This is a genomic window from Ruegeria sp. ABM4_193, assembly GCF_056158705.1.
Genome location: NZ_JBSWTT010000001.1, coordinates 642,501 through 660,945 on the forward strand (window position 1 = coordinate 642,501; position 18,445 = coordinate 660,945).

General features: G+C 55.8%; 13 protein-coding genes, 2 tRNA genes and 2 rRNA genes (1 of these 17 running past the window's edge). 10 read left to right on the forward strand and 7 right to left on the reverse strand.

Annotation, left to right across the window (positions count from 1 at the left end; translation table 11 throughout):
- From ACXADZ_RS03150 to ACXADZ_RS03165, 4 genes are all read left to right on the forward strand, one after another.
- A tRNA-Ala gene (locus ACXADZ_RS03150) sits at window positions 1–68 on the forward strand; it begins 8 nt to the left of the window's first position.
- A 421-nt stretch (window positions 69–489) separates the two neighbouring features.
- Window positions 490–3,355, forward strand: a 23S ribosomal RNA gene (locus ACXADZ_RS03155).
- Window positions 3,356–3,583: 228 nt separating this feature from the next.
- Window positions 3,584–3,698, forward strand: a 5S ribosomal RNA gene (rrf, locus tag ACXADZ_RS03160).
- 87 nt (window positions 3,699–3,785) lie between these two features.
- Window positions 3,786–3,862 (forward strand) — tRNA-Met (locus tag ACXADZ_RS03165).
- Between the two features lie 438 nt (window positions 3,863–4,300).
- Here the strand turns inward: ACXADZ_RS03165 and ACXADZ_RS03170 are convergent.
- The 6 genes from ACXADZ_RS03170 to ACXADZ_RS03195 form a co-directional block, all read right to left on the reverse strand.
- Window positions 4,301–5,815: a sulfatase family protein gene (locus ACXADZ_RS03170; RefSeq protein WP_475192615.1), complete on the reverse strand. Its 1,515-nt coding sequence runs from the start codon at window positions 5,813–5,815 to the stop codon at window positions 4,301–4,303.
- 263 nt (window positions 5,816–6,078) lie between these two features.
- Window positions 6,079–6,909 carry an alpha/beta fold hydrolase gene (locus tag ACXADZ_RS03175; RefSeq protein WP_475192617.1) on the reverse strand — a complete coding sequence of 277 codons (831 nt, stop codon included), beginning with the start codon at window positions 6,907–6,909 and terminating at the stop codon, window positions 6,079–6,081.
- Window positions 6,910–6,944: 35 nt separating this feature from the next.
- Entirely contained in the window at window positions 6,945–8,096 is a 1,152-nt protein-coding gene (locus tag ACXADZ_RS03180) for a CaiB/BaiF CoA transferase family protein (protein ID WP_475192618.1), read from the reverse strand.
- The gene (locus ACXADZ_RS03185; RefSeq protein WP_475192620.1) at window positions 8,096–8,740 is read right to left on the reverse strand and encodes an enoyl-CoA hydratase/isomerase family protein; all 645 of its coding nucleotides are present in this window, start codon (window positions 8,738–8,740) and stop codon (window positions 8,096–8,098) included. Before ACXADZ_RS03185 ends, ACXADZ_RS03180 begins: the two co-directional genes overlap by 1 nt.
- On the reverse strand, window positions 8,737–9,465 hold the full coding sequence (locus tag ACXADZ_RS03190; protein WP_475192622.1) for a class II aldolase/adducin family protein: 729 nt from the start codon (window positions 9,463–9,465) through the stop codon (window positions 8,737–8,739). Before ACXADZ_RS03190 ends, ACXADZ_RS03185 begins: the two co-directional genes overlap by 4 nt.
- Window positions 9,465–10,553, reverse strand: coding sequence for an aromatic ring-hydroxylating oxygenase subunit alpha (locus tag ACXADZ_RS03195; RefSeq protein ID WP_475192623.1), 1,089 nt, complete (start codon window positions 10,551–10,553; stop codon window positions 9,465–9,467). Before ACXADZ_RS03195 ends, ACXADZ_RS03190 begins: the two co-directional genes overlap by 1 nt.
- 134 nt (window positions 10,554–10,687) lie before the next feature.
- On the opposite strand from ACXADZ_RS03195, the gene ACXADZ_RS03200 reads away from it, so the two are divergent.
- Window positions 10,688–11,590 carry a LysR substrate-binding domain-containing protein gene (locus ACXADZ_RS03200; protein WP_475192625.1) on the forward strand — a complete coding sequence of 301 codons (903 nt, stop codon included), beginning with the start codon at window positions 10,688–10,690 and terminating at the stop codon, window positions 11,588–11,590.
- Window positions 11,591–11,617: 27 nt separating this feature from the next.
- Here the strand turns inward: ACXADZ_RS03200 and ACXADZ_RS03205 are convergent, their stop codons facing one another.
- A complete protein-coding gene (locus ACXADZ_RS03205) occupies window positions 11,618–12,490 on the reverse strand; it encodes a LysR family transcriptional regulator (RefSeq protein WP_475192626.1) in 873 nt (290 codons plus the stop codon).
- Between the two features lie 99 nt (window positions 12,491–12,589).
- Between ACXADZ_RS03205 and ACXADZ_RS03210 the strand changes: the two genes are divergently transcribed.
- The 5 genes from ACXADZ_RS03210 to ACXADZ_RS03230 are packed head-to-tail and all read left to right on the forward strand — an operon-like array spanning window position 12,590 to window position 18,348.
- Window positions 12,590–14,035 carry an aldehyde dehydrogenase family protein gene (locus ACXADZ_RS03210; protein ID WP_475192628.1) on the forward strand — a complete coding sequence of 482 codons (1,446 nt, stop codon included), beginning with the start codon at window positions 12,590–12,592 and terminating at the stop codon, window positions 14,033–14,035.
- Window positions 14,035–15,009, forward strand: a complete 975-nt coding sequence (locus ACXADZ_RS03215) for a membrane dipeptidase (RefSeq protein WP_475192629.1) — start codon at window positions 14,035–14,037, stop codon at window positions 15,007–15,009. The genes ACXADZ_RS03210 and ACXADZ_RS03215 overlap by 1 nt, the downstream gene beginning before the upstream one ends.
- Window positions 15,010–15,013: 4 nt before the next feature.
- The gene (locus ACXADZ_RS03220) at window positions 15,014–16,702 is read left to right on the forward strand and encodes a hypothetical protein (protein ID WP_475192630.1); all 1,689 of its coding nucleotides are present in this window, start codon (window positions 15,014–15,016) and stop codon (window positions 16,700–16,702) included.
- On the forward strand, window positions 16,699–17,328 hold the full coding sequence (locus ACXADZ_RS03225) for a DUF3726 domain-containing protein (RefSeq protein WP_475192632.1): 630 nt from the start codon (window positions 16,699–16,701) through the stop codon (window positions 17,326–17,328). Before ACXADZ_RS03220 ends, ACXADZ_RS03225 begins: the two co-directional genes overlap by 4 nt.
- A 12-nt stretch (window positions 17,329–17,340) precedes the next feature.
- Window positions 17,341–18,348, forward strand: coding sequence for an Ldh family oxidoreductase (locus ACXADZ_RS03230; protein WP_475192634.1), 1,008 nt, complete (start codon window positions 17,341–17,343; stop codon window positions 18,346–18,348).
- Window positions 18,349–18,445: the final 97 nt, after the last annotated feature.

An 18,445-nucleotide genomic window follows, 5' to 3' on the forward strand; every position in this document is an offset into this window, starting at 1 on the left:
AGCTCAGCTGGGAGAGCGCCTGATTTGCATTCAGGAGGTCAGGAGTTCGATCCTCCTAGGCTCCACCATTTACCCGATCAGATCGTTAAGCACCGTTTTGGTTCTTAACCGTCCGATTGGACGTCGCTTCTTCGGAAGCCTTGACATCGTATAGAGAGAAATCAATCAACACTGTTTGATCGCGCCGAGTGAGGCGTTGATCTCAGTTGGTCCTCTTCGGAGGAGGTTCGATTTGGGATGTTTCCTCGTCCCTCTTTGGATATCCCGGCTGAAACGAACAGAGTTGTCCAAGTCAAGTACACTAACCCGCATAACTTAACGGTTATGCATTGTCTTCTATCCTCTGCGTGGGGCCGACCGACATCGGCAGCGCGGGTTCCAGGATGGAAGGCGGGAAAGTATGCTTTTGGTTCAGGAAAAGGGGTTGGTTGTTCCAGCTTCCGACCCATGGATTTGCTTTGCAAATCCAGTCTTTCTTTTTCTGGATCAAATCAAGCGCGAGAAGGGCGTTTGGTGAATGCCTTGGCAGCAAGAGGCGATGAAAGACGTGATACTCTGCGATAAGCCATGGGGAGCTGAGAATAAGCTTTGATCCATGGATTTCTGAATGGGGCAACCCACCTGAAAGCTTCATATTGTTATCTTTGATACTCAATATGGGGTTTAAACAGGTACTTAAGACCTGAATACATAGGGTTTTAAGAGCAAACCCGGGGAACTGAAACATCTAAGTACCCGGAGGAAAGGAAATCAATTGATACTCCCCTAGTAGCGGCGAGCGAACGGGGACCAGCCGAGCCAGATAAGTGACTAGAACATGTTGGGAAGCATGGCCATAGCGGGTGACAGCCCCGTATAGGAAGCTTTGACGGACGTATTAAGTAGGGCGGAACACGTGAAATTCTGTCTGAAGATCGGAGGACCACCTTCGAAGGCTAAGTACTCCTTGCTGACCGATAGCGAACCAGTACCGTGAGGGAAAGGTGAAAAGCACCCCGACGAGGGGAGTGAAACAGTACCTGAAACCGAACGCCTACAATCAGTCGGAGGATCCTCGAGATCTGACGGCGTACCTTTTGTATAATGGGTCATCGACTTGGTCTCACGAGCAAGCTTAAGCCGTTAGGTGTAGGCGTAGCGAAAGCGAGTCTTAATAGGGCGCATGAGTTCGTGGGATCAGACCCGAAACCGAGTGATCTAGGCATGGCCAGGTTGAAGGTAAGGTAACACTTACTGGAGGACCGAACCCACATCCGTTGAAAAGGATCGGGATGAGCTGTGCCTAGGGGTGAAAGGCCAATCAAACTCGGAGATAGCTGGTTCTCTGCGAAATCTATTTAGGTAGAGCGTCATCCGAATACCCCGGGGGGTAGAGCACTGGATGGGTAATGGGGCCCCACAGGCTTACTGATCCTAACCAAACTCCGAATACCCGGGAGTACTAGATGGCAGACACACTGCGGATGCTAACGTCCGTAGTGGAGAGGGAAACAACCCTGACCTACAGCTAAGGCCCCCAATTCATGGCTAAGTGGGAAAGCAGGTGGGACGACCAAAACAACCAGGAGGTTGGCTTAGAAGCAGCCATCCTTTAAAGATAGCGTAACAGCTCACTGGTCTAAATAAGTTGTCCTGCGGCGAAGATGTAACGGGGCTCAAGCCATGAGCCGAAGCTTAGGATGCCGTAAGGCATGGTAGCAGAGCGTAGTGTGACATAGAACTCATCCTGTATTGCCGCCGGTTATGTGGTGCGCGTAAGCGCGCTCAAGTAGCCGAATAGGCGGTAGCGCAGGATAGAGTTCTTTCGATGAAGCCGGCGCGTGAGCGATCCGGTGGAGAGATCACTAGTGAGAATGATGACATGAGTAGCGACAAAGAGTGTGAGAGACACTCTCGCCGAAAGTCCAAGGGTTCCTGCTTAAAGCTAATCTGAGCAGGGTAAGCCGGCCCCTAAGCCGAGGCCGAAAGGCGTAGGCGATGGGAACTAGGTTAATATTCCTAGGCCAGGAGGATGTGACGGATTGCAGGTGTAGTTCAACCTTATCGGATTGGTTGGGCTGCTGAGCAGTTCCTGGAAATAGCCCTCCATCAGACCGTACCCTAAACCGACACAGGTGGACTGGTAGAGCATACCAAGGCGCTTGAGAGAACGATGTTGAAGGAACTCGGCAAAATACCTCCGTAAGTTCGCGAGAAGGAGGCCCGGTTCCTAGGCAACTAGGGGCTGGGGGCACAAACCAGGGGGTGGCGACTGTTTATTAAAAACACAGGGCTCTGCGAAGTCGCAAGACGACGTATAGGGTCTGACGCCTGCCCGGTGCCTGAAGGTTAAAAGGAGAGGTGAGAGCCTTGAATTGAAGCCCAGGTAAACGGCGGCCGTAACTATAACGGTCCTAAGGTAGCGAAATTCCTTGTCGGGTAAGTTCCGACCTGCACGAATGGCGTAACGACTTCCCCGCTGTCTCCAACATCGACTCAGCGAAATTGAATTGCCTGTCAAGATGCAGGCTTCCCGCGGTTAGACGGAAAGACCCCGTGCACCTTTACTACAGCTTCGCACTGGCATCAGGATTGTGATGTGCAGGATAGGTGGTAGGCTTTGAAGCGGAAACGCAAGTATCCGTGGAGCCTCCCTTGAGATACCACCCTTCGCACTCTTGATGTCTAACCGCGGTCCGTTATCCGGATCCGGGACCCTGCGTGGCGGGTAGTTTGACTGGGGCGGTCGCCTCCTAAAGCGTAACGGAGGCGCGCGAAGGTTGGCTCAGAGCGGTCGGAAATCGCTCGTTGAGTGCAATGGCAGAAGCCAGCCTGACTGCAAGACTGACAAGTCGAGCAGAGTCGAAAGACGGCCATAGTGATCCGGTGGTCCCGAGTGGAAGGGCCATCGCTCAACGGATAAAAGGTACGCCGGGGATAACAGGCTGATACTGCCCAAGAGTCCATATCGACGGCAGTGTTTGGCACCTCGATGTCGGCTCATCTCATCCTGGGGCTGGAGCAGGTCCCAAGGGTACGGCTGTTCGCCGTTTAAAGAGGTACGTGAGCTGGGTTTAGAACGTCGTGAGACAGTTCGGTCCCTATCTGCCGTGGGTGTAGGAGACTTGAGAGGAGTTGCCCCTAGTACGAGAGGACCGGGGTGAACGATCCACTGGTGGACCAGTTGTCGTGCCAACGGCAGTGCTGGGTAGCTATGATCGGACAGGATAACCGCTGAAGGCATCTAAGCGGGAAGCCCCCCTCAAAACAAGGTCTCCCTGAGGGCCGTGGAAGACCACCACGTCAATAGGCCGGAGATGTAAGCGCAGTAATGCGTTCAGTTGACCGGTACTAATCGCCCGATAGGCTTGATTTGATCCAGTAACAGAAAGACAAGACCAACCGCCTCAAGGAGAGACGGTAGGCGATCAAACAAGACCAAAAGCATACACCAAACTTGACAAAGGACAGCGCGTGCCAACGCAAACGGCACTGTTGATTGAAAACACAACCGGGCAGGACCGCGCATCCGCTTCGCGAATACGCTGCCTCCTGCTCGTCGCTTTTTTGCTTCGCAAAAACAGCGACGTGGGCTTTTCCTCGGTTTGGTGGTCATAGCGCAAGTGAAACACCCGGTCCCATACCGAACCCGGAAGTTAAGCACTGCCGCGCCAATGGTACTTGGGCTTAAGCCCCGGGAGAGTAGGTCACCGCCAAACCTAGTAAAAGCCCAACAATCTCTCTAATACGATGAAAATAATACCTGGCCTCAAGTAGCCGAATAGGCGATAGGCCCACCAAAGCGTCGCGGGGTGGAGCAGTCCGGTAGCTCGTCAGGCTCATAACCTGAAGGTCAGAGGTTCAAATCCTCTCCCCGCAACCAAAATCCAAACAGCCCGTTCGATCTACAAACAGTCCACTGGACTGTTTGCTTAACGATCAAACCTCGTCAGGCTCATAACCTGAAGGTCAGAGGTTCAAATCCTACTCCCGCAACCAGCGTCGGAAAATCACAACACACACCCCTCGATCTACAAAAAGTCCAACAGACTGTGGGCTTAACGATCAAACTTCCGCAGGATCAAAACCAAAAGGTCAGAGGTTCAAATAGCGGAAACGTCAACTTTGACATATTTGACCGTCTAGTGATCGCTTTATCAAGATAATCCGAATTGCGTTAGCGCTCCGAAAGTTCGTCGATCCACAGCTTAAATGACCGTTTTTCCCTTTGGTGGTACTTTTGAACGTTTGACCATCGCATCTTCTTTTTCTTGCGTTCAGCGGCGGTCGGTTTCCGTTGCGGTTATTCCAATAGCCAATCTCACAAAGCGCTTGAATCGCGCATTTTTTCCTGCTCGCCTGGCGTGGGGGTGTGGTTGAAGCAATAGGCTGTCAGGCATGCTTCCTCTCCGCCCAGTTCGGCTATGCGCGCTTTCTGGTCCGCGAAGCACAATGTGTTGACGGTTTCCGGGTCGCAAATCTTTCTCAAACGATGTTCGCCTTCCGCTAATGCAGCTATTGTTTGCGGGTCATCTGCTTGTAGAGCCACAAGATCCCGAAGTTCATTGGGATCGTTTGTAAGGTCGAAAAGTTGCGGATCATGACCGACATAGTGAACGTATTTCCAACGCTGCCACCGTATCATGAATGTCCCGGTGGTTGACCCACCATCATGGTATTCGCTCAGGATCGTGCGGTCGGGATTGTCTTCTTCAAGGGCCAGTTCGCGCAGAGAAATACCTGGCAAATCTCGGCTTGTTTCGTCATGGGATACACCTGTGACGTCTACCGCAGTCGCGGCCAGGTCCACCAGTGAAGCTCCAGTGGTCACCTTGTGCCTTTTAGGAACGCCGGGCCCTGCGAGGATCATGGGCACACCGGCGGATTGTTCGTACATCACCTGTTTTGTCCAAAATCCCTGATCACCCATCATGTCCCCATGGTCCGAGACATAAACCACAACTGTGTCGTCTGCCTGACCACTTTTTTCCAGAGCGCTCAGAATGCGGCCGACGCAATCATCCATGAAACTCGTCAGGCCATAGTAGGCGGCTTTCGCTTCACGCATTTTTTGCTCATCAAAGTACTTCTCGTAATCGAAGAACTCAGCGACATTACGCAATTCGGTGTGCTCTGGCCGGAAGCGATCCTCATAGCCGACCGGCAAGTCGATTTGTGCCGGGTCATACATGGTAAAATACTCTTCCGGGCACGTGAGCGGGTAATGGGGGCTGACCAGTGACACGAACGCGGCCCAGGGTTGATCCGAGCCTGTTTGTTTCTGCAGCCACGCTTCGGCAGCTTTCGTGATCTCTCGGTCGTAGTCGGTATAAGTGCTGTTTCCAACACCAACGTCGGCGCCCAATTCGGCCGCCGCATCATAAGGTTGAGGGGTTTCGCGAAGGAGGCCGATGGGCCATCCGACGCCGCCCACGACGTGCATTGGCAGGATTTCTTCAGAGAAACCGTTGTCGTCCTCGGTCGACCGAAAGTGAAGCTTGCCGATGGATACAGTTTGAATTCCCTGATCGCGTAAATGACGCATCCAGCTTCGGATGCGTCCATCATAGGGCGATGCGCTGTCCCAGTGTCGGGTCTTGTGAACGTGATCACCGGTTGCAATTGCGGCGCGGGTTGGCACACACATGGGCGATGGCGTGTAGGCATTGGTAAAAAGCGTACCTCGAGCAGCCAATGCGTCCAGGTTTGGCGTTTTAACGATTGGGTGCCCCATGCATCCCATCGCGTCCTTGCGATGCTCGTCAGAGATGATGATCAGAACGTTTGATCTTTCGCGACGCTGTGTTTTGTCTGCCTCGTTGGGTTGATTGCTCATGGGGCTGCCTCTTCCTGCGACGTGTCACACCGGACGGTCGTTCAAAACGTCAATTCGGTCAAGGTTATCCCACTGCCGTTGGCAATGGTGTGGACGAGGGCGGCTCTGAGCGCTCTCAAAGAATGAACAGCGGAGTTTGCCAATGTTTCTGCGGTACTGGCCATTTCTCATATCTCGGCGCAATTGCTACACTGATGACCCAAGCCCACATAGTCGATATGGGCTTGGATTGTACGCTGGAACCCCGGAGTGGTTTAGGTCCGCTATTCCTGTTCTCCAACAAACTCGGCCAGTTGGGTATTGAATGCCTCCGCCCGTTCGATGTTGACCAAATGACCGGTTGCTGGAAAGCGATGCCATCTGACATCGGAAAGGATGTCGTACAGAAAAGCATTTGTTTCGCCGACCAGATAGTAGTCGTCATCACCGGTCACGAGCATAACGGGTTTGTCGAAAGCTTTTAGCCGGGCCACGTCGTCAAACAATGAGCGCCGGTTCCAATGCAGTGTGGACAGCACATGCACCGCCCCTTCGGAGGACTGATCGCGCAGGTTTGCGGCATATGTTGACCATCCTTCGGGGTCATCTTTCTGAAAACTCTGATAGGCGGGGTCATCCTCCAGTACAGCAACGGCTCCATCACCGCCCCGGTCTTCGCGCAGCTGGATTTCGTGCCCGACCCAGGTTTTCCGATAGTTTTCACGTTCGTCCGCGTCCCGGGGCCCCGAGCTGTTGCCTACCAGCGTCACGCTCAATACGCGATCGGGATGGTTCAGCGAAAAGTCCAGACTGGTAAAGCTGCCCATTGACGTTCCGACAAGATGCGCGGCTTTTATGTTAAGATGATCGAGCAGGGCCAACAGATCGCCGGTCGATTGCTCTTGCCCATATTGGGAACGGTTCGAAGGGATATCAGACGGAAGAAACCCGCGCGCCGAATAGGTGACGCAGCAAAATGACCGCGACAGTTCTGATGTCTGTCTATACCAGCTACGATAGTCGCCACCGAATTCGTGAACAAACACAACCGGGTCGCCTGTCCCGGTCGCCTCGTAATAAAGCGTTGTGCCGTCTGGCGTTTGAAGCACGGGCATTCGAATAGTCCTGTCTTGGTCCGAGGGTCTTAAGTTCAGCGTGTCAAAGCCGCGATGGCTGCTTCGTCATATCCCAGTTCTGACAGAACTTCGCTTGTATGTTGTCCCAGGCGGGGTGCGGGGTTTTCCTGAAGGCCGCGATCAGCAATGGGGTTGCGCGCAAATCGCATATCTTTCCCTTCAGAGCTTACAGTGGAAAAGGCGGCGTATTCTTCTGCGATAGGATTGTCTGCAATCGTTTGGATGTTCTCGACCACCGAGCACGGAATGCTGTTGTCGATCAAAATCTGTATCCAATGAGATGCAGTGTGCTGTTTCAGATGCGCGCCCAAGACCTGATCCAAGGCGTCGCGATTGGCCAGCCGGGCCTCATCCCCCTGAAAACGCGGGTCGTCCAGCAGGTCAAGATATCCGATGGCCTCGCAAAACCGGGGCCAGTCCTTGTCGCTCCCCAATCCTATGACGATATCCCGATCCGCTGTCGGATATGGCTCAAAAGGGGTCATCGACGGGTGGCGTGAGCCAATGGGTTTTGGAACGATTCCGGCATTGAGATAGCGGGCAAACGCGTTTTCCAGGCAAACCCACTGACAGGCCAGCATGGACACATCCAGATGGCTGGTGTCTTGAACCCCCTTTGCGTCGCGCTCGTACAGACGTTGCAGAATGCCGATGGTGGTGAACAACGCAGCCGAGATGTCGCCTATGGAAAAGCCGACGCGGGTGGGGTCGCCGTCCAACTCTCCGTTTATGCTCATCATGCCACTCATTGCTTGGACCACGATGTCATAGGCCGGGCGGTGCGAAAGGCTTCCGGTTTGCCCAAAGCCGCTGATCGAGGCCGAGATCAGGCGCGGGTTGATCCGTTTCAGATCGGCATCGCTGCATCCCAACCGGTCGCGCACACCGGGCCGCATGTTCTCGACAAACACATCTGCCGTGGACAGCAGCTTGTGTAGGGCTTCTTTGCCCTGTTCTGTCTTCAGGTCCAGAACGACCGAGCGCTTGTTGCGGTTCAGGGACGCAAAATAGAGGCTGATGTCATTCTCGAATGGCGGAGTTGTGCGGGCAAGGTCGCCAGCCGGGTTTTCCACCTTGATAACGTCCGCGCCCAGGCTGGCCATCAACCACGTGCAGAACGGCCCGGACAAGACGGATGTCATGTCAACTATTCGGATGCCTTTCATCATGAACTCCTTCCGAGCATGGATTTCAGGGCCTTCAGATGCCCGTCGGCAGAGGCTATGGCCGGGGCGCACAATGCTTGGCAGGTGTCTACCAAAACCTCTTGCGTCACCATTCGATCGACCAGACCCCACATGGCTGCATCCTCTGCGCTGACGGCGTCGCCCCCCAACAGGATCGCTGCGCTCCGACCCGGGCCAATTAGGGCGTGTAGCCTGTTTACATCGTATTGACCGGGCAAAACATTGTTCTTGAGCACCGGGTAGGAAAACCGTGCTTCGGTCACACTAACCCGGATGTCGCACGCAAGGGCCAGTGTCATACCCCCGCCGATGCAAGGCCCGTTAATGGCAGCCAGGGTCAGCGCCGGGATAGCTCTGAGCGCTTGGGCCATTTCGCCCCAGGGGTCTGGACCGTTCACGTCAGTAGAAAGTGTGTTGAGATCCGCGCCAGCGCAGAAAACGCGCCCGCCCGCGCCGGTAATGATCACGGCACGCAGCTCTGTGTCACGACTGGCTTCAAGAAAAATGTCACGCAGAGACACCAGCATCTGAGGTGTCAGTGAGTTGGCCTTTGCGGGCCTGTTGATTGCAACAGTCAGACAGGCACCGTCGCGTTGGGCCAGGATCAGGTCATTTTCACTCATGACCGGAACTCCGGCACGCTTCGATCCAGCATACGCATCAGTGCTGGCCACTGGACGCCCCCATGCGGCCCGTTTTGCGGCGCGCCCCAGTCGTGCAAAGCATCCATCGCCTCGTCGGTGATCGTGATCGGTTTGTCCGTCGCACTCAGAATATCGACCTGAATTTTGCAGGCCATCTCAAGGTAGTAGTGATAAATGAAGGCTTCCGCCGCCGTGCGTCCGACCACCAATAGCCCGTGGTTCTGTAACAACATGGCAAAGTTGTTGCCAAGGTCGCGCGCCAACAGGGCACCTTCGTCCTCAACCGCTGTAGAGTCCTGATAGGGGTGGCTCGACAGCGTACCTAAAACAAACCCTGCATGTTGGGACAAAGCCAACAACCCATTGGGCATGGTCGAAACGGCAACGCCAGCGCGCGTGTGGCTGTGGATCACGTAATTCACGTCAGGCCGGGCCGACAGAATCCCCGAGTGGATGATGTGCCCGGCCAGATTGACGATCTTCCCGCTGCCCGGCCCGTCATCCACGGCCCGCCCGTCGAACGACATACGGGTCAGGTTCGAAGCCGTGATTTCGTCGAACATCAAATCATGCGAGTTCAGCAGGTAATGGTCAGGGTCTTCTGGCAGACGCGCCGAGATATGGGTCGATGTCAGGTCGGTCCAGCCATAGTGATGAGCAAGGCGGTAAAGCGCGGCCAAGTCCTGACGGATCACGTCACTCATCACGTCTCTCCCAACGCTTCGCGGTACAAATTGTGGAAATGGCGCAGCCCGACCTCACTCATCGCGCCGCAGCCGTCACCGATAACGTAGGGCCCCGGCTCGAACGCGCGGCTTTGCATGCCTTTCTGGATTTTCGACACAACCACTTCGTCTTCGGCCCCGGTTGTTTCCTTGTGCTTGTGCATCAATGCGATCACATCCTCGTCCGCGATGTTGCCGCTCGAGAACCATCGATAGCGATAGATCGTCTTGTTCCAGGCCACAGGCAAAAACTGACGGATCGTAAAATACCCTCCGGGGTAACAGCACATCGATACATTGGGAAAGATCCAATAAGCGCCATAATCATCAGCGCGTGGGCTGGCGTTCAGATCGTAGTCATACTGCTTTTCGTTCTTCGTCTGTGCCTTGCCATCATGCCAGATTGTCTTGCCATGCGGGACTGTTGTGTACCCGTCCATCTCAAGCACGCCATGGGTCAGAGAGCTCGCGTGTACGGTCGGGCAATGGTAGCATTCGTTGTAGTTTTCGACCGTAAGCTTCCAGTTGCTATCGTGCGTGATCTCGGTTTCGCAAACGAATTTCAACTTTGTAGGGTCTGGGTGAAAGCTGAGGATGTTGTCGCGATAATCCCCAAGATCGGGACCCATCGGGCTGGCGTTTTCGTCCAGATTGACAAAGATAAATCCGCAGAACTCCTCGACCTGAATGGTACGCAGATTGATCTGGTCACAGGTCAATCCATCACTTTCAACCGAGCCGGGGGCGCGGCGCAGTCGGCCGTTGATTTCATACGTCCACGCATGATAGGGGCAGACCAACACCCTCTTGCCCTTGCCTGTCCCTTCGACCAGTGGGTGACCACGGTGGCGACAGATATTGTAGTACGCTTTGATACCACCATCCTGCGCGCGAATGACAAAGATGTCCTCATCCACAATGGTAAAGGTCTTGAAATCGCCCGGATCGGCAATTTCGGACACATGGCATACGCATTGCCAGCTTCGGAAGAAGATTTTTTCCTTATCAACCTCGAACCAGTCCGGCTGAGTGTAATATTTGGCCTGCAAAGGCAAATCTCGTGGCATCTGAGGTCTCTCCTGGCTGGCTTGCCCAAGTGGCGCCGCATCGCGGGGATGTTGTTCAGCGTTAGCCTGCATTGCACTGACCCCTTTGCACAGATATAGATTCTTTACACCTAGGATAACTTGAAGTTGGTCTTATGAAGCAAAGCGGCAGTGACGTTCCACCGCTCGGGGCGGTTCGTGTCTTTTGGATTGCCGCGCGGTATGGAAACTTCAAACGCGCAGCGACAGAGCTGGGCGTGACGCCCACAGCCGTGAGTTCGCAGATCAAATCGCTCGAGGCTCATTTGGGCTGTCCCCTGTTCGAACGCCACGCGCAGTCGGTTGTCTTGAACGAAGCAGGGCAGAAGTTTTCCGAAGCCTGCGAGGCGGTATTTGCGCGGCTTGACCGTGCTGTGCAGGACGTACGCCAGACCGCGAATAGATCGTCTATAACGGTTGGCGTCGGCGCGCTGATCGGGTCGCAATGGTTGTCCCGCCGCCTGTTCAGCTTTTGGCAACGTTTCCCCGAAACAGGTCTGCATCTTCAGTATTCCCCCGGCGGGGTGGAGTTTTCGGACGGTCAGACCGACATGATGCTGGCATGGGGGGACGGAGATTGGCCGGGATTGACCTCGGAACCGCTGCTGCGATTTCCAACGTCGCCCGTCATCAGCCCAACTCTGATCGCCGAGAGTGCGCGCCCTTTGAAGCCTGCGGATCTGCTGCGCCTACCTCTGTTGCATTGGAAGGATCAAGTCGACTGGCTGGAGTGGTTCGATGCACACGGGGTGGAAACCGGCGACCACCTTCCCGGCGTTATTATCGACGATTCGAGTGTTCTGCTTCGGGCGGTGTTGTCGGGTCAGGGTGTATCCCTTGGGTTATTGCCGTTGATTGAAGTCGAATTGCAATCTGGGCAGTTGATCCGACCGTTCGACAACGATTTTGCGCCTTCAAGATCCTACCATCTGGTTTACCCGTCTGACGCGATAAATCAGCCGCAACTTCGGGCTTTTCGGGATTGGGTTTTGCAGGAAGCTGAGCGGGGCGGCTTCTAACAGGGGCAGCAAAAGAATTGCAGCGCCTCAGGTCAGCTTGCTGGCAAGAATAAATGCGCTGCACGCATCTGCCAGGGCTTTGAACCGAGGTCTTTCCTTGACGTACAAATAGACCTGTCGCCTGTCGGGTAGATCGGACAACTTGCGAAAGGCCATGCTTTCAGGAATAATGCGAGCAACGGTTTGGGGAAGGATGGTGATCCACTTTCCAGTTGCCACCATTGCTATCAGGGACTGGGTGTTGTGAATCGTAACTTTGGTCCCTTCCAGCGCTTCAACATATTCCTGTGCCTCAATGAGATCACACAGGGCATTTCGAACAAATGTGGGTGTTACCACCTCATCCACGGTCGGCGGATCGGCCATTTTATTCAGCGGATGGTCAGCCGTACAGACCAGACCGAATTGATCTTCGAAAAAGGGATAGGCTTTGACGCCCTTGACTGGATGAAAGCCAGACGCAATTCCAATGTCGGCTTTCCCGTCTGCAAGCGCGTCCAGAACCTGTCGCGTATCAGCATCCCGAAGCTCAACTTTGACGCCAGGAAAACATTGCGTCATGTATTCAAGCACGGACGGGAAAATCAACGCGGCGACCGAGGGGACGGACGCTATTCGGATCAACCCATTGGCAGCGTGGGCAGCAGCTTCGATGGATTGTACTGTCTCATCAAACTGGCGCACCTGTTTGAGGGATAATTCAAACACCTGTTCACCCAAAGCGGACAGATGGTTTTTACGTTCGCCGACAAACAGCTTTTTCCCCAGGTGATCTTCAAATTGCTTAAGGGTCATCGAGACAGCGGATTGGGTACGTCCCAGCCGGTCGGCAGCCTCAGACAGATTGCCGGTTTGTGCGACAACGCAAAAGCAACGCAGCATTTCAATCTTGATTGTCAAATTTCAGTTTTCCTGAAGTTTGGTAAATTTATTTGAATTTGACTGATATGACCCCAAAAGTCCATTCTCGGGCAAACTTCCTTGAACTTGAGGCCCGTCGTGACCAACCTGAATCTCATCGCTGGCGAATGGCTTGCCGGTGAAAGTGAAATCGAAAACCGCAATCCGTCAGATCTGAGCGACCTGATCGGCCATTTCGCACAAGCCAGTGCGGATCAGCTTGAGGCGACACTGGATCAGGCGCGTGTCGCGCAAGCCGAATGGGCCGCTTATGGGCTGGAACGCAAGCAGGCCGTGTTGATGAACATTGGCAACGAGCTGATGGCCCGCGCCGAAGAGCTGGGCACTTTGCTCAGCCGCGAAGAAGGCAAACCCTTTGCGGAAGGGAAGGGCGAGGTCTATCGCGCCGGTCAGTTCTTTACCTATTATGCAGCCGAGTGTCTGCGTCAGATCGGCGAGAACGCGGATTCCGTGCGTCCTGATATCGAGATTGACGTGCGCCGCGAGGCGGTTGGCGTTGTCGCCGTTATCAGCCCGTGGAACTTCCCGACCGCGACGGCTTCGTGGAAGATCGCGCCGGCGCTCTGCTATGGAAATGCGGTAGTCTGGAAACCCGCTAACATCACGCCTGCCTCTGCCGTGGCCCTGGCCGAGATCATCAACCGTCAGGATATTCCCAAGGGCCTGTTTAGTCTTGTCATGGGCTCGGGTCGGTCCATTGGGCAACGGCTGGTGGAAAGCCCGAAAGTCAACGCCATCTCGTTCACCGGATCGGTGCCGGTGGGCAAGGGCATTGCAGCAGCGGCCATCCAGAACCTGACCAAGGTGCAGATGGAGATGGGTTCGAAAAATGCGCTGGCCGTGATGGACGACGCCGACCTCGACCTTGCCGTTTCCTTGGCATTGGGCGGCGCGTTTGGGGGAACCGGTCAGAAATGTACCGCCTCCTCGCGGCTGGTGGTTCATGCCGCTGTGCATGATACGTTTGTCGAGAAACTGGTATCGGGTGCTCAGGCGATGAAAGTCGGTCACGCGCTGGAAGAGGGGACTCAGATGGGCCCTGTCGTCAGCGCGCAGCAACTGGCCGAGAACCTGGCCTATGTCGATCTGGGAAAATCCGAAGGGGCTGAACTGGCTTGCGGTGGACAGCGTTTGGAGATGACGCATGATGGGTATTACATGAGCCCCGGCGTGTTCCTGAACACCACCAACGACATGCGCATCAACCGGGAAGAAATGTTCGCGCCGCTGACCTCGGTCATCAAGGTCGACAGCTATGATGAGGCCTTGGCCACGGTCAACGATACCAATTTCGGACTGACCTCGGGCATCGTCACGCAAAATCTGGCCCGCGCCACACATTTCCGGCGCAATGCACGCACCGGGGTTGTGACGGTAAACCTGCCCACAGCGGGCACGGATTATCATGTACCCTTTGGCGGGCGCGGTGACAGCTCTTATGGCCCACGTGAACAGGGCAAGGCTGCGGCCGAGTTCTACACAACGGTCAAAACCGCATATATCAGCGCCGGAAAGCCGATCTGATGCGGATCGATGGGCTGCAATACGCCAACTGGTCCGAAAAGATCTTTCGGCAATTGCGCGAAGGGGGCGTGGACGCGATCCACGTCACCATCGCCTATCACGAGAATTTCCGCGAGACGGTTCTGAACTTTGAGAAATGGAACCGCTGGTTCGAGCAACACCCGGACCTGATCATGAAGGGTCAATGGGCCAGCGACATTGATACAGCACGGGAAACCGGGCGCACAGCAGTGTTCTTTGGGTTTCAGAACCCATCGCCCATCGAAGATGACATCGGCTTGGTCGAAATCGTGCATACACTGGGCGCGCAATTCATGCAGCTGACCTACAACAACCAATCGCTGTTGGCGACGGGCTGCTACGAAGCCGAAGACACCGGGATCACCCGCATGGGGCGTCAGGTGATCAAGGAAATGAACCGGGTCGGGCTTGTCGTTGACATGAGCCATTCAGCCGACCGGTCCACGATCGAGGCAGCCGAGCTGTCCGAGCGTCCGATTGCGATCACCCACGCTAATCCGTTTGATTGGGCCCCGGCCCTGCGCAACAAGCGCGACGAAGTGATACGTGCGGTGACTGAAAACGGTGGGATGTTGGGGTTTTCGGTCTATCCTCATCACCTGAAGGACAAGTCGGACTGCACTCTTGAAAGCTTCTGCGAGATGATTGCGCGGACGGCTGAGAAATACGGAGCGGAACATCTCGGGATTGGTACGGATCTGTGTCAGGATCAGCCCGACAGCGTTGTCGAATGGATGCGGGTTGGCCGTTGGTCGAAGCAAATCGACTATGGCGAGGGGTCGGAAAGTAACCCCGGATTCCCCCCGATGCCGTCCTGGTTTCAGGACAATCGGGACTTTGGAAACATCGAATCCGGGTTGCGTGCGACCGGTCTGAACGATGAAGAAGTGGCCGGTATCATGGGTGAAAACTGGTACAGGTTCTTTGCCGAGAACTTCGGGCCTCAAGGGTAGATGAATGGAAAAACTGACGCAGACACAGATCGAAAGACGAGACCCGGCCACAGTTATGCGGCTGTCGCGGTTGGGTTCTTTGCATCAGTGTCGGCTGAGTTTCATGCGGCAATTGACCCGCCGAATGGCGCGGGAAAACTGGTCGTTCACACGGCCTGTCTTTGACATTGACGCCAATGGTGTTGGTCGGGCGGTCTATACCGCTCAAGGGCCGGATCGGACTTATTCGCTGGTGACCTTTGCTCATGACTTGCCACCGGAACAACGGTCGGATCGGGTGATTGCCGAAGCGTGGGATGCCACCTTTGCTTTGTTCGACGGCATCCCGACCGAGGCCGACATTGATCGCCTTTCCCAAAACGTACCCCTGCAAGAGGCCGGGCGGGTGAGCGAAAGCGAGCTGTCCTTGTCTCGTGCCAATCGCTCGGTCCGCCTTTGGGACCATGTTGTGAAATCCTTGGCCGCAGGCCGGCAGCCGGATTTGGAGCAGATCTATCAGGTTGGCTACCTGATGCGGACAACTGCCGTATATGGCTCGGGCAAATTTGGCGCGGCGGATCGGGAAAAAGTTGCCGACCGGCCCGAGACGCAGGCCCCGTTTCAGGTCGAGATGCTCTCGGTCTTTCTGACCCGAGCGTTTGTGCGGGATCTGGTGCAACACATGGCGAATGTCCAAGGCGGCGATCAGGCTGCAACTTTGGACCCCGAGATTGCCCGCTGGCTGGGGATTGGTAACTCCACCGGGCTTGGCATGGCGCCGTTTATCGTCAACCACCCGGTTCTGTTCAACAACTGGATCATGGTACGGGAAGAAGCGATTGCGCGGGTTCGGTCTGTGGAAGTTGCCAGCGAGGCCGAGATCGCGCGGTTCCGCGAAGTTTTCGAACGCAGCCGACTGTCGGTTTCGTGGTGGCGATCTGAACATCAGATACAGGTCAAAAAGCTCGAGGCGTTGAAGGCCGACCTGTTGTTGATCTCCGAGTATCTGAGCCAAGATGATTTGACCGCAGATCGACCGTGGAATCGACTGGTGGACTGGTCAGAAACCGCGCTGAGCGAGGAAGGTCAGGAGTTGCTGGCGTCGCTGATCCTGGAGCCTTATGGCGATTTGGTGGACGGGCTGGCCTCGTGCATGGCAGATACCCGCTCGCAGGCGTTTGTGATAGATGGAACCATGCCTATCGGGACAGTCCGTGACCTGATCCGGGAAACATATGCCTGGGCTTTGGATCTGGATTGGGACGTCCGCGAGAATTGCGCGCGGGCGTGGTATGTTTCCGAAGAAAAGCTGGAACCCCGCATGGGGGAACGGTTTGATGAACCCATTTCTGACTATGAACAACCTCTGGCCCCGGCGCGGGATGCAGCGGCTGCCTATGACGCGCTGGGCGGGTGGGAAAACACCAAGCCCGTGGCCGAATTTCTGTTGCGTCACCCGGAACATCGCCACACGATCCGGCGCGTTCAAATGACCCCATCCGCACCCTATGGCGAAATCCGGGATAACACGATTGGGTCAAAGGTGCTGCCCATCGACATGCTGCGGGCAAAGCTGTCATTCTTTGGAGCAACCCATTTTGACCCCCGTTCGGATCGATGGGTGCGAATCTGCATGTATTCCGGTGCGCCGTACCCAGAGGAACTGACTTCTAAAAACGCGGATCTTTGGGTCTACCCGCAGGAACCAACATGAATTTTTCGCTCAACGAGATGGAAGCAACCGCAAAACGGGCCACCCGCGGCGCGGGCTATTCCTGGGGCCAGGCCGAGGAGGCGTCAAAGGCGGCCCGCTGGCTGTGCGTGCAGGGGCTGGACGGGGCGGGGATTTTGTCCTCGTTGTTGGAGCAGGGGCTGGCTTCGGACCCGGCGGCGCATCGCCCTGGGCAGGTTGATCGTCTCTGGCAGGGCAAAGAGGCGTTGTGCCCCTTGTCTGCGGGGCCTTTGTTGTCTGATGCGGCCCACTTGCTGAAAACGGGTCCAATCGAGATGCGGAACGTCGCAGTGCCCGCCTTGATGCTGCCGTTTGCGCGCCACGCCGCGCGTATATTGAACGAAGCGCTGACGATTGAGATCGACACGGTTCAGGGTGTCGTGGGCGAGGATTGGCTAACGGCCCCTGACAGTCTGCCTGATGCGGCCCACACGGTCGTGGTTTCCCGAGGCGGTGCACCGACCGCAACACGTGAACAAGAGACGCGCGCCTATCCTGACCCACAGGATTGGGACACACTGAACCGCTTTGCCCACCGCACTTATGCCCCCGCAACCGAGGAATCCCGCCTGCTGGGTGCAGGGTCCGGGCTTTCTGACAATGATTGAAGAGACGCCAAAGTGACCGATACACAAACCCTGACCCTTCCTGAGATCGAAGACCTGTCTTTCCGTGCGCTCGTTGCGGCTGGGACATCCGAAGAAAATGCCCGACCATTGGCGCAGGCCACTGCGGCAACCGAAGCCGATGGCGTTGCAAGTCACGGGCTCGCCTATATCCCGATCTATTGCGAGCATGTGCAATGCGGCAAGGTCGATGGTTTAGCGGTTCCCGTTCTATCACGCCCCAAACCCGGTGTCGTGGCGGTTGACGCTGCAACCGGCTTTGCGCATTCGGCCATTGACACAGGGTTCGAGGCCCTGATCCCGGCGGCCCGAGAACAGGGCGTCGCGGTGTTGGCCATTAAAAACAGCTATAACTGTGGCGTTTTGGGCTACCACACCTATCGGCTGGCCCAGGCAGGGCTGGTGGGGCTGGGGTTCACCAACGCCCCCGCCTCGATCGCACCGTCCGGCGGGTCGAAGCCTGTGGTGGGCACCAATCCTTTTTCCATTGCCGCGCCCGGTCCAGATGGCGAACCCGCCCTGTTGATCGATCAGAGCGCCAGTACCATCGCCAAAAGCGAGGTCATGAAACATGCGCGTGAAGGCAAGCCAATCCCGGTGGGATGGGCCTTGGACGCAGACGGCAATCCAACAACCGATCCTGAGGTCGGATTGAAAGGATCCATGGCACCGTCGGGTGGATACAAAGGTGTTGGGGTGGCTCTGATGGTAGAGCTTATGGCGGCGGCTCTGACAGGTGCCAGTTTGGGCATCAACGCATCCCCGTTTTCAGGAACTGTGGGCGGCCCCCCGAAGACAGGTCAGTTCTTCATTGCTATTGATCCAAGCGCGACGACGTCGAGTGGGTTTGAGACTGGGGTTGCCGAATTGGTCGGCGCGATCCGTGTGCAAGAGGCTGCGCATTTACCCGGAGATGGCCGCAGTGCGAAGCGCCAGATCGCTCGTAAATCGGGCGTCGCAGTCAGCAAAGCTACACTCGACAAGATATCAAAATTTCTGTGACGTGCGGTCGAACGGCCCCTGTGGCGCGGCTTTCTTAAATCGGATGCGCCGCGTTTCAACCGCTTTTGATATAGCGCTGCAAATACCTCAACCTTTA

Excerpts from the sequence above, each read along its gene's own strand:
- ACXADZ_RS03170 (WP_475192615.1), bottom strand. The coding sequence starts at position 5,815 with ATGAGCAATCAACCCAACGAGGCAGACAAAACACAGCGTCGCGAAAGA.
- ACXADZ_RS03175 (WP_475192617.1), bottom strand. The coding sequence starts at position 6,909 with ATGCCCGTGCTTCAAACGCCAGACGGCACAACGCTTTATTACGAGGCG.
- ACXADZ_RS03180 (WP_475192618.1), bottom strand. The coding sequence starts at position 8,096 with ATGAAAGGCATCCGAATAGTTGACATGACATCCGTCTTGTCCGGGCCG.
- ACXADZ_RS03185 (WP_475192620.1), bottom strand. The coding sequence starts at position 8,740 with ATGAGTGAAAATGACCTGATCCTGGCCCAACGCGACGGTGCCTGTCTG.
- ACXADZ_RS03190 (WP_475192622.1), bottom strand. The coding sequence starts at position 9,465 with ATGAGTGACGTGATCCGTCAGGACTTGGCCGCGCTTTACCGCCTTGCT.
- ACXADZ_RS03195 (WP_475192623.1), bottom strand. The coding sequence starts at position 10,553 with ATGCCACGAGATTTGCCTTTGCAGGCCAAATATTACACTCAGCCGGAC.
- ACXADZ_RS03200 (WP_475192625.1), top strand. The coding sequence starts at position 10,688 with ATGAAGCAAAGCGGCAGTGACGTTCCACCGCTCGGGGCGGTTCGTGTC.
- ACXADZ_RS03215 (WP_475192629.1), top strand. The coding sequence starts at position 14,035 with ATGCGGATCGATGGGCTGCAATACGCCAACTGGTCCGAAAAGATCTTT.
- ACXADZ_RS03220 (WP_475192630.1), top strand. The coding sequence starts at position 15,014 with ATGGAAAAACTGACGCAGACACAGATCGAAAGACGAGACCCGGCCACA.
- ACXADZ_RS03225 (WP_475192632.1), top strand. The coding sequence starts at position 16,699 with ATGAATTTTTCGCTCAACGAGATGGAAGCAACCGCAAAACGGGCCACC.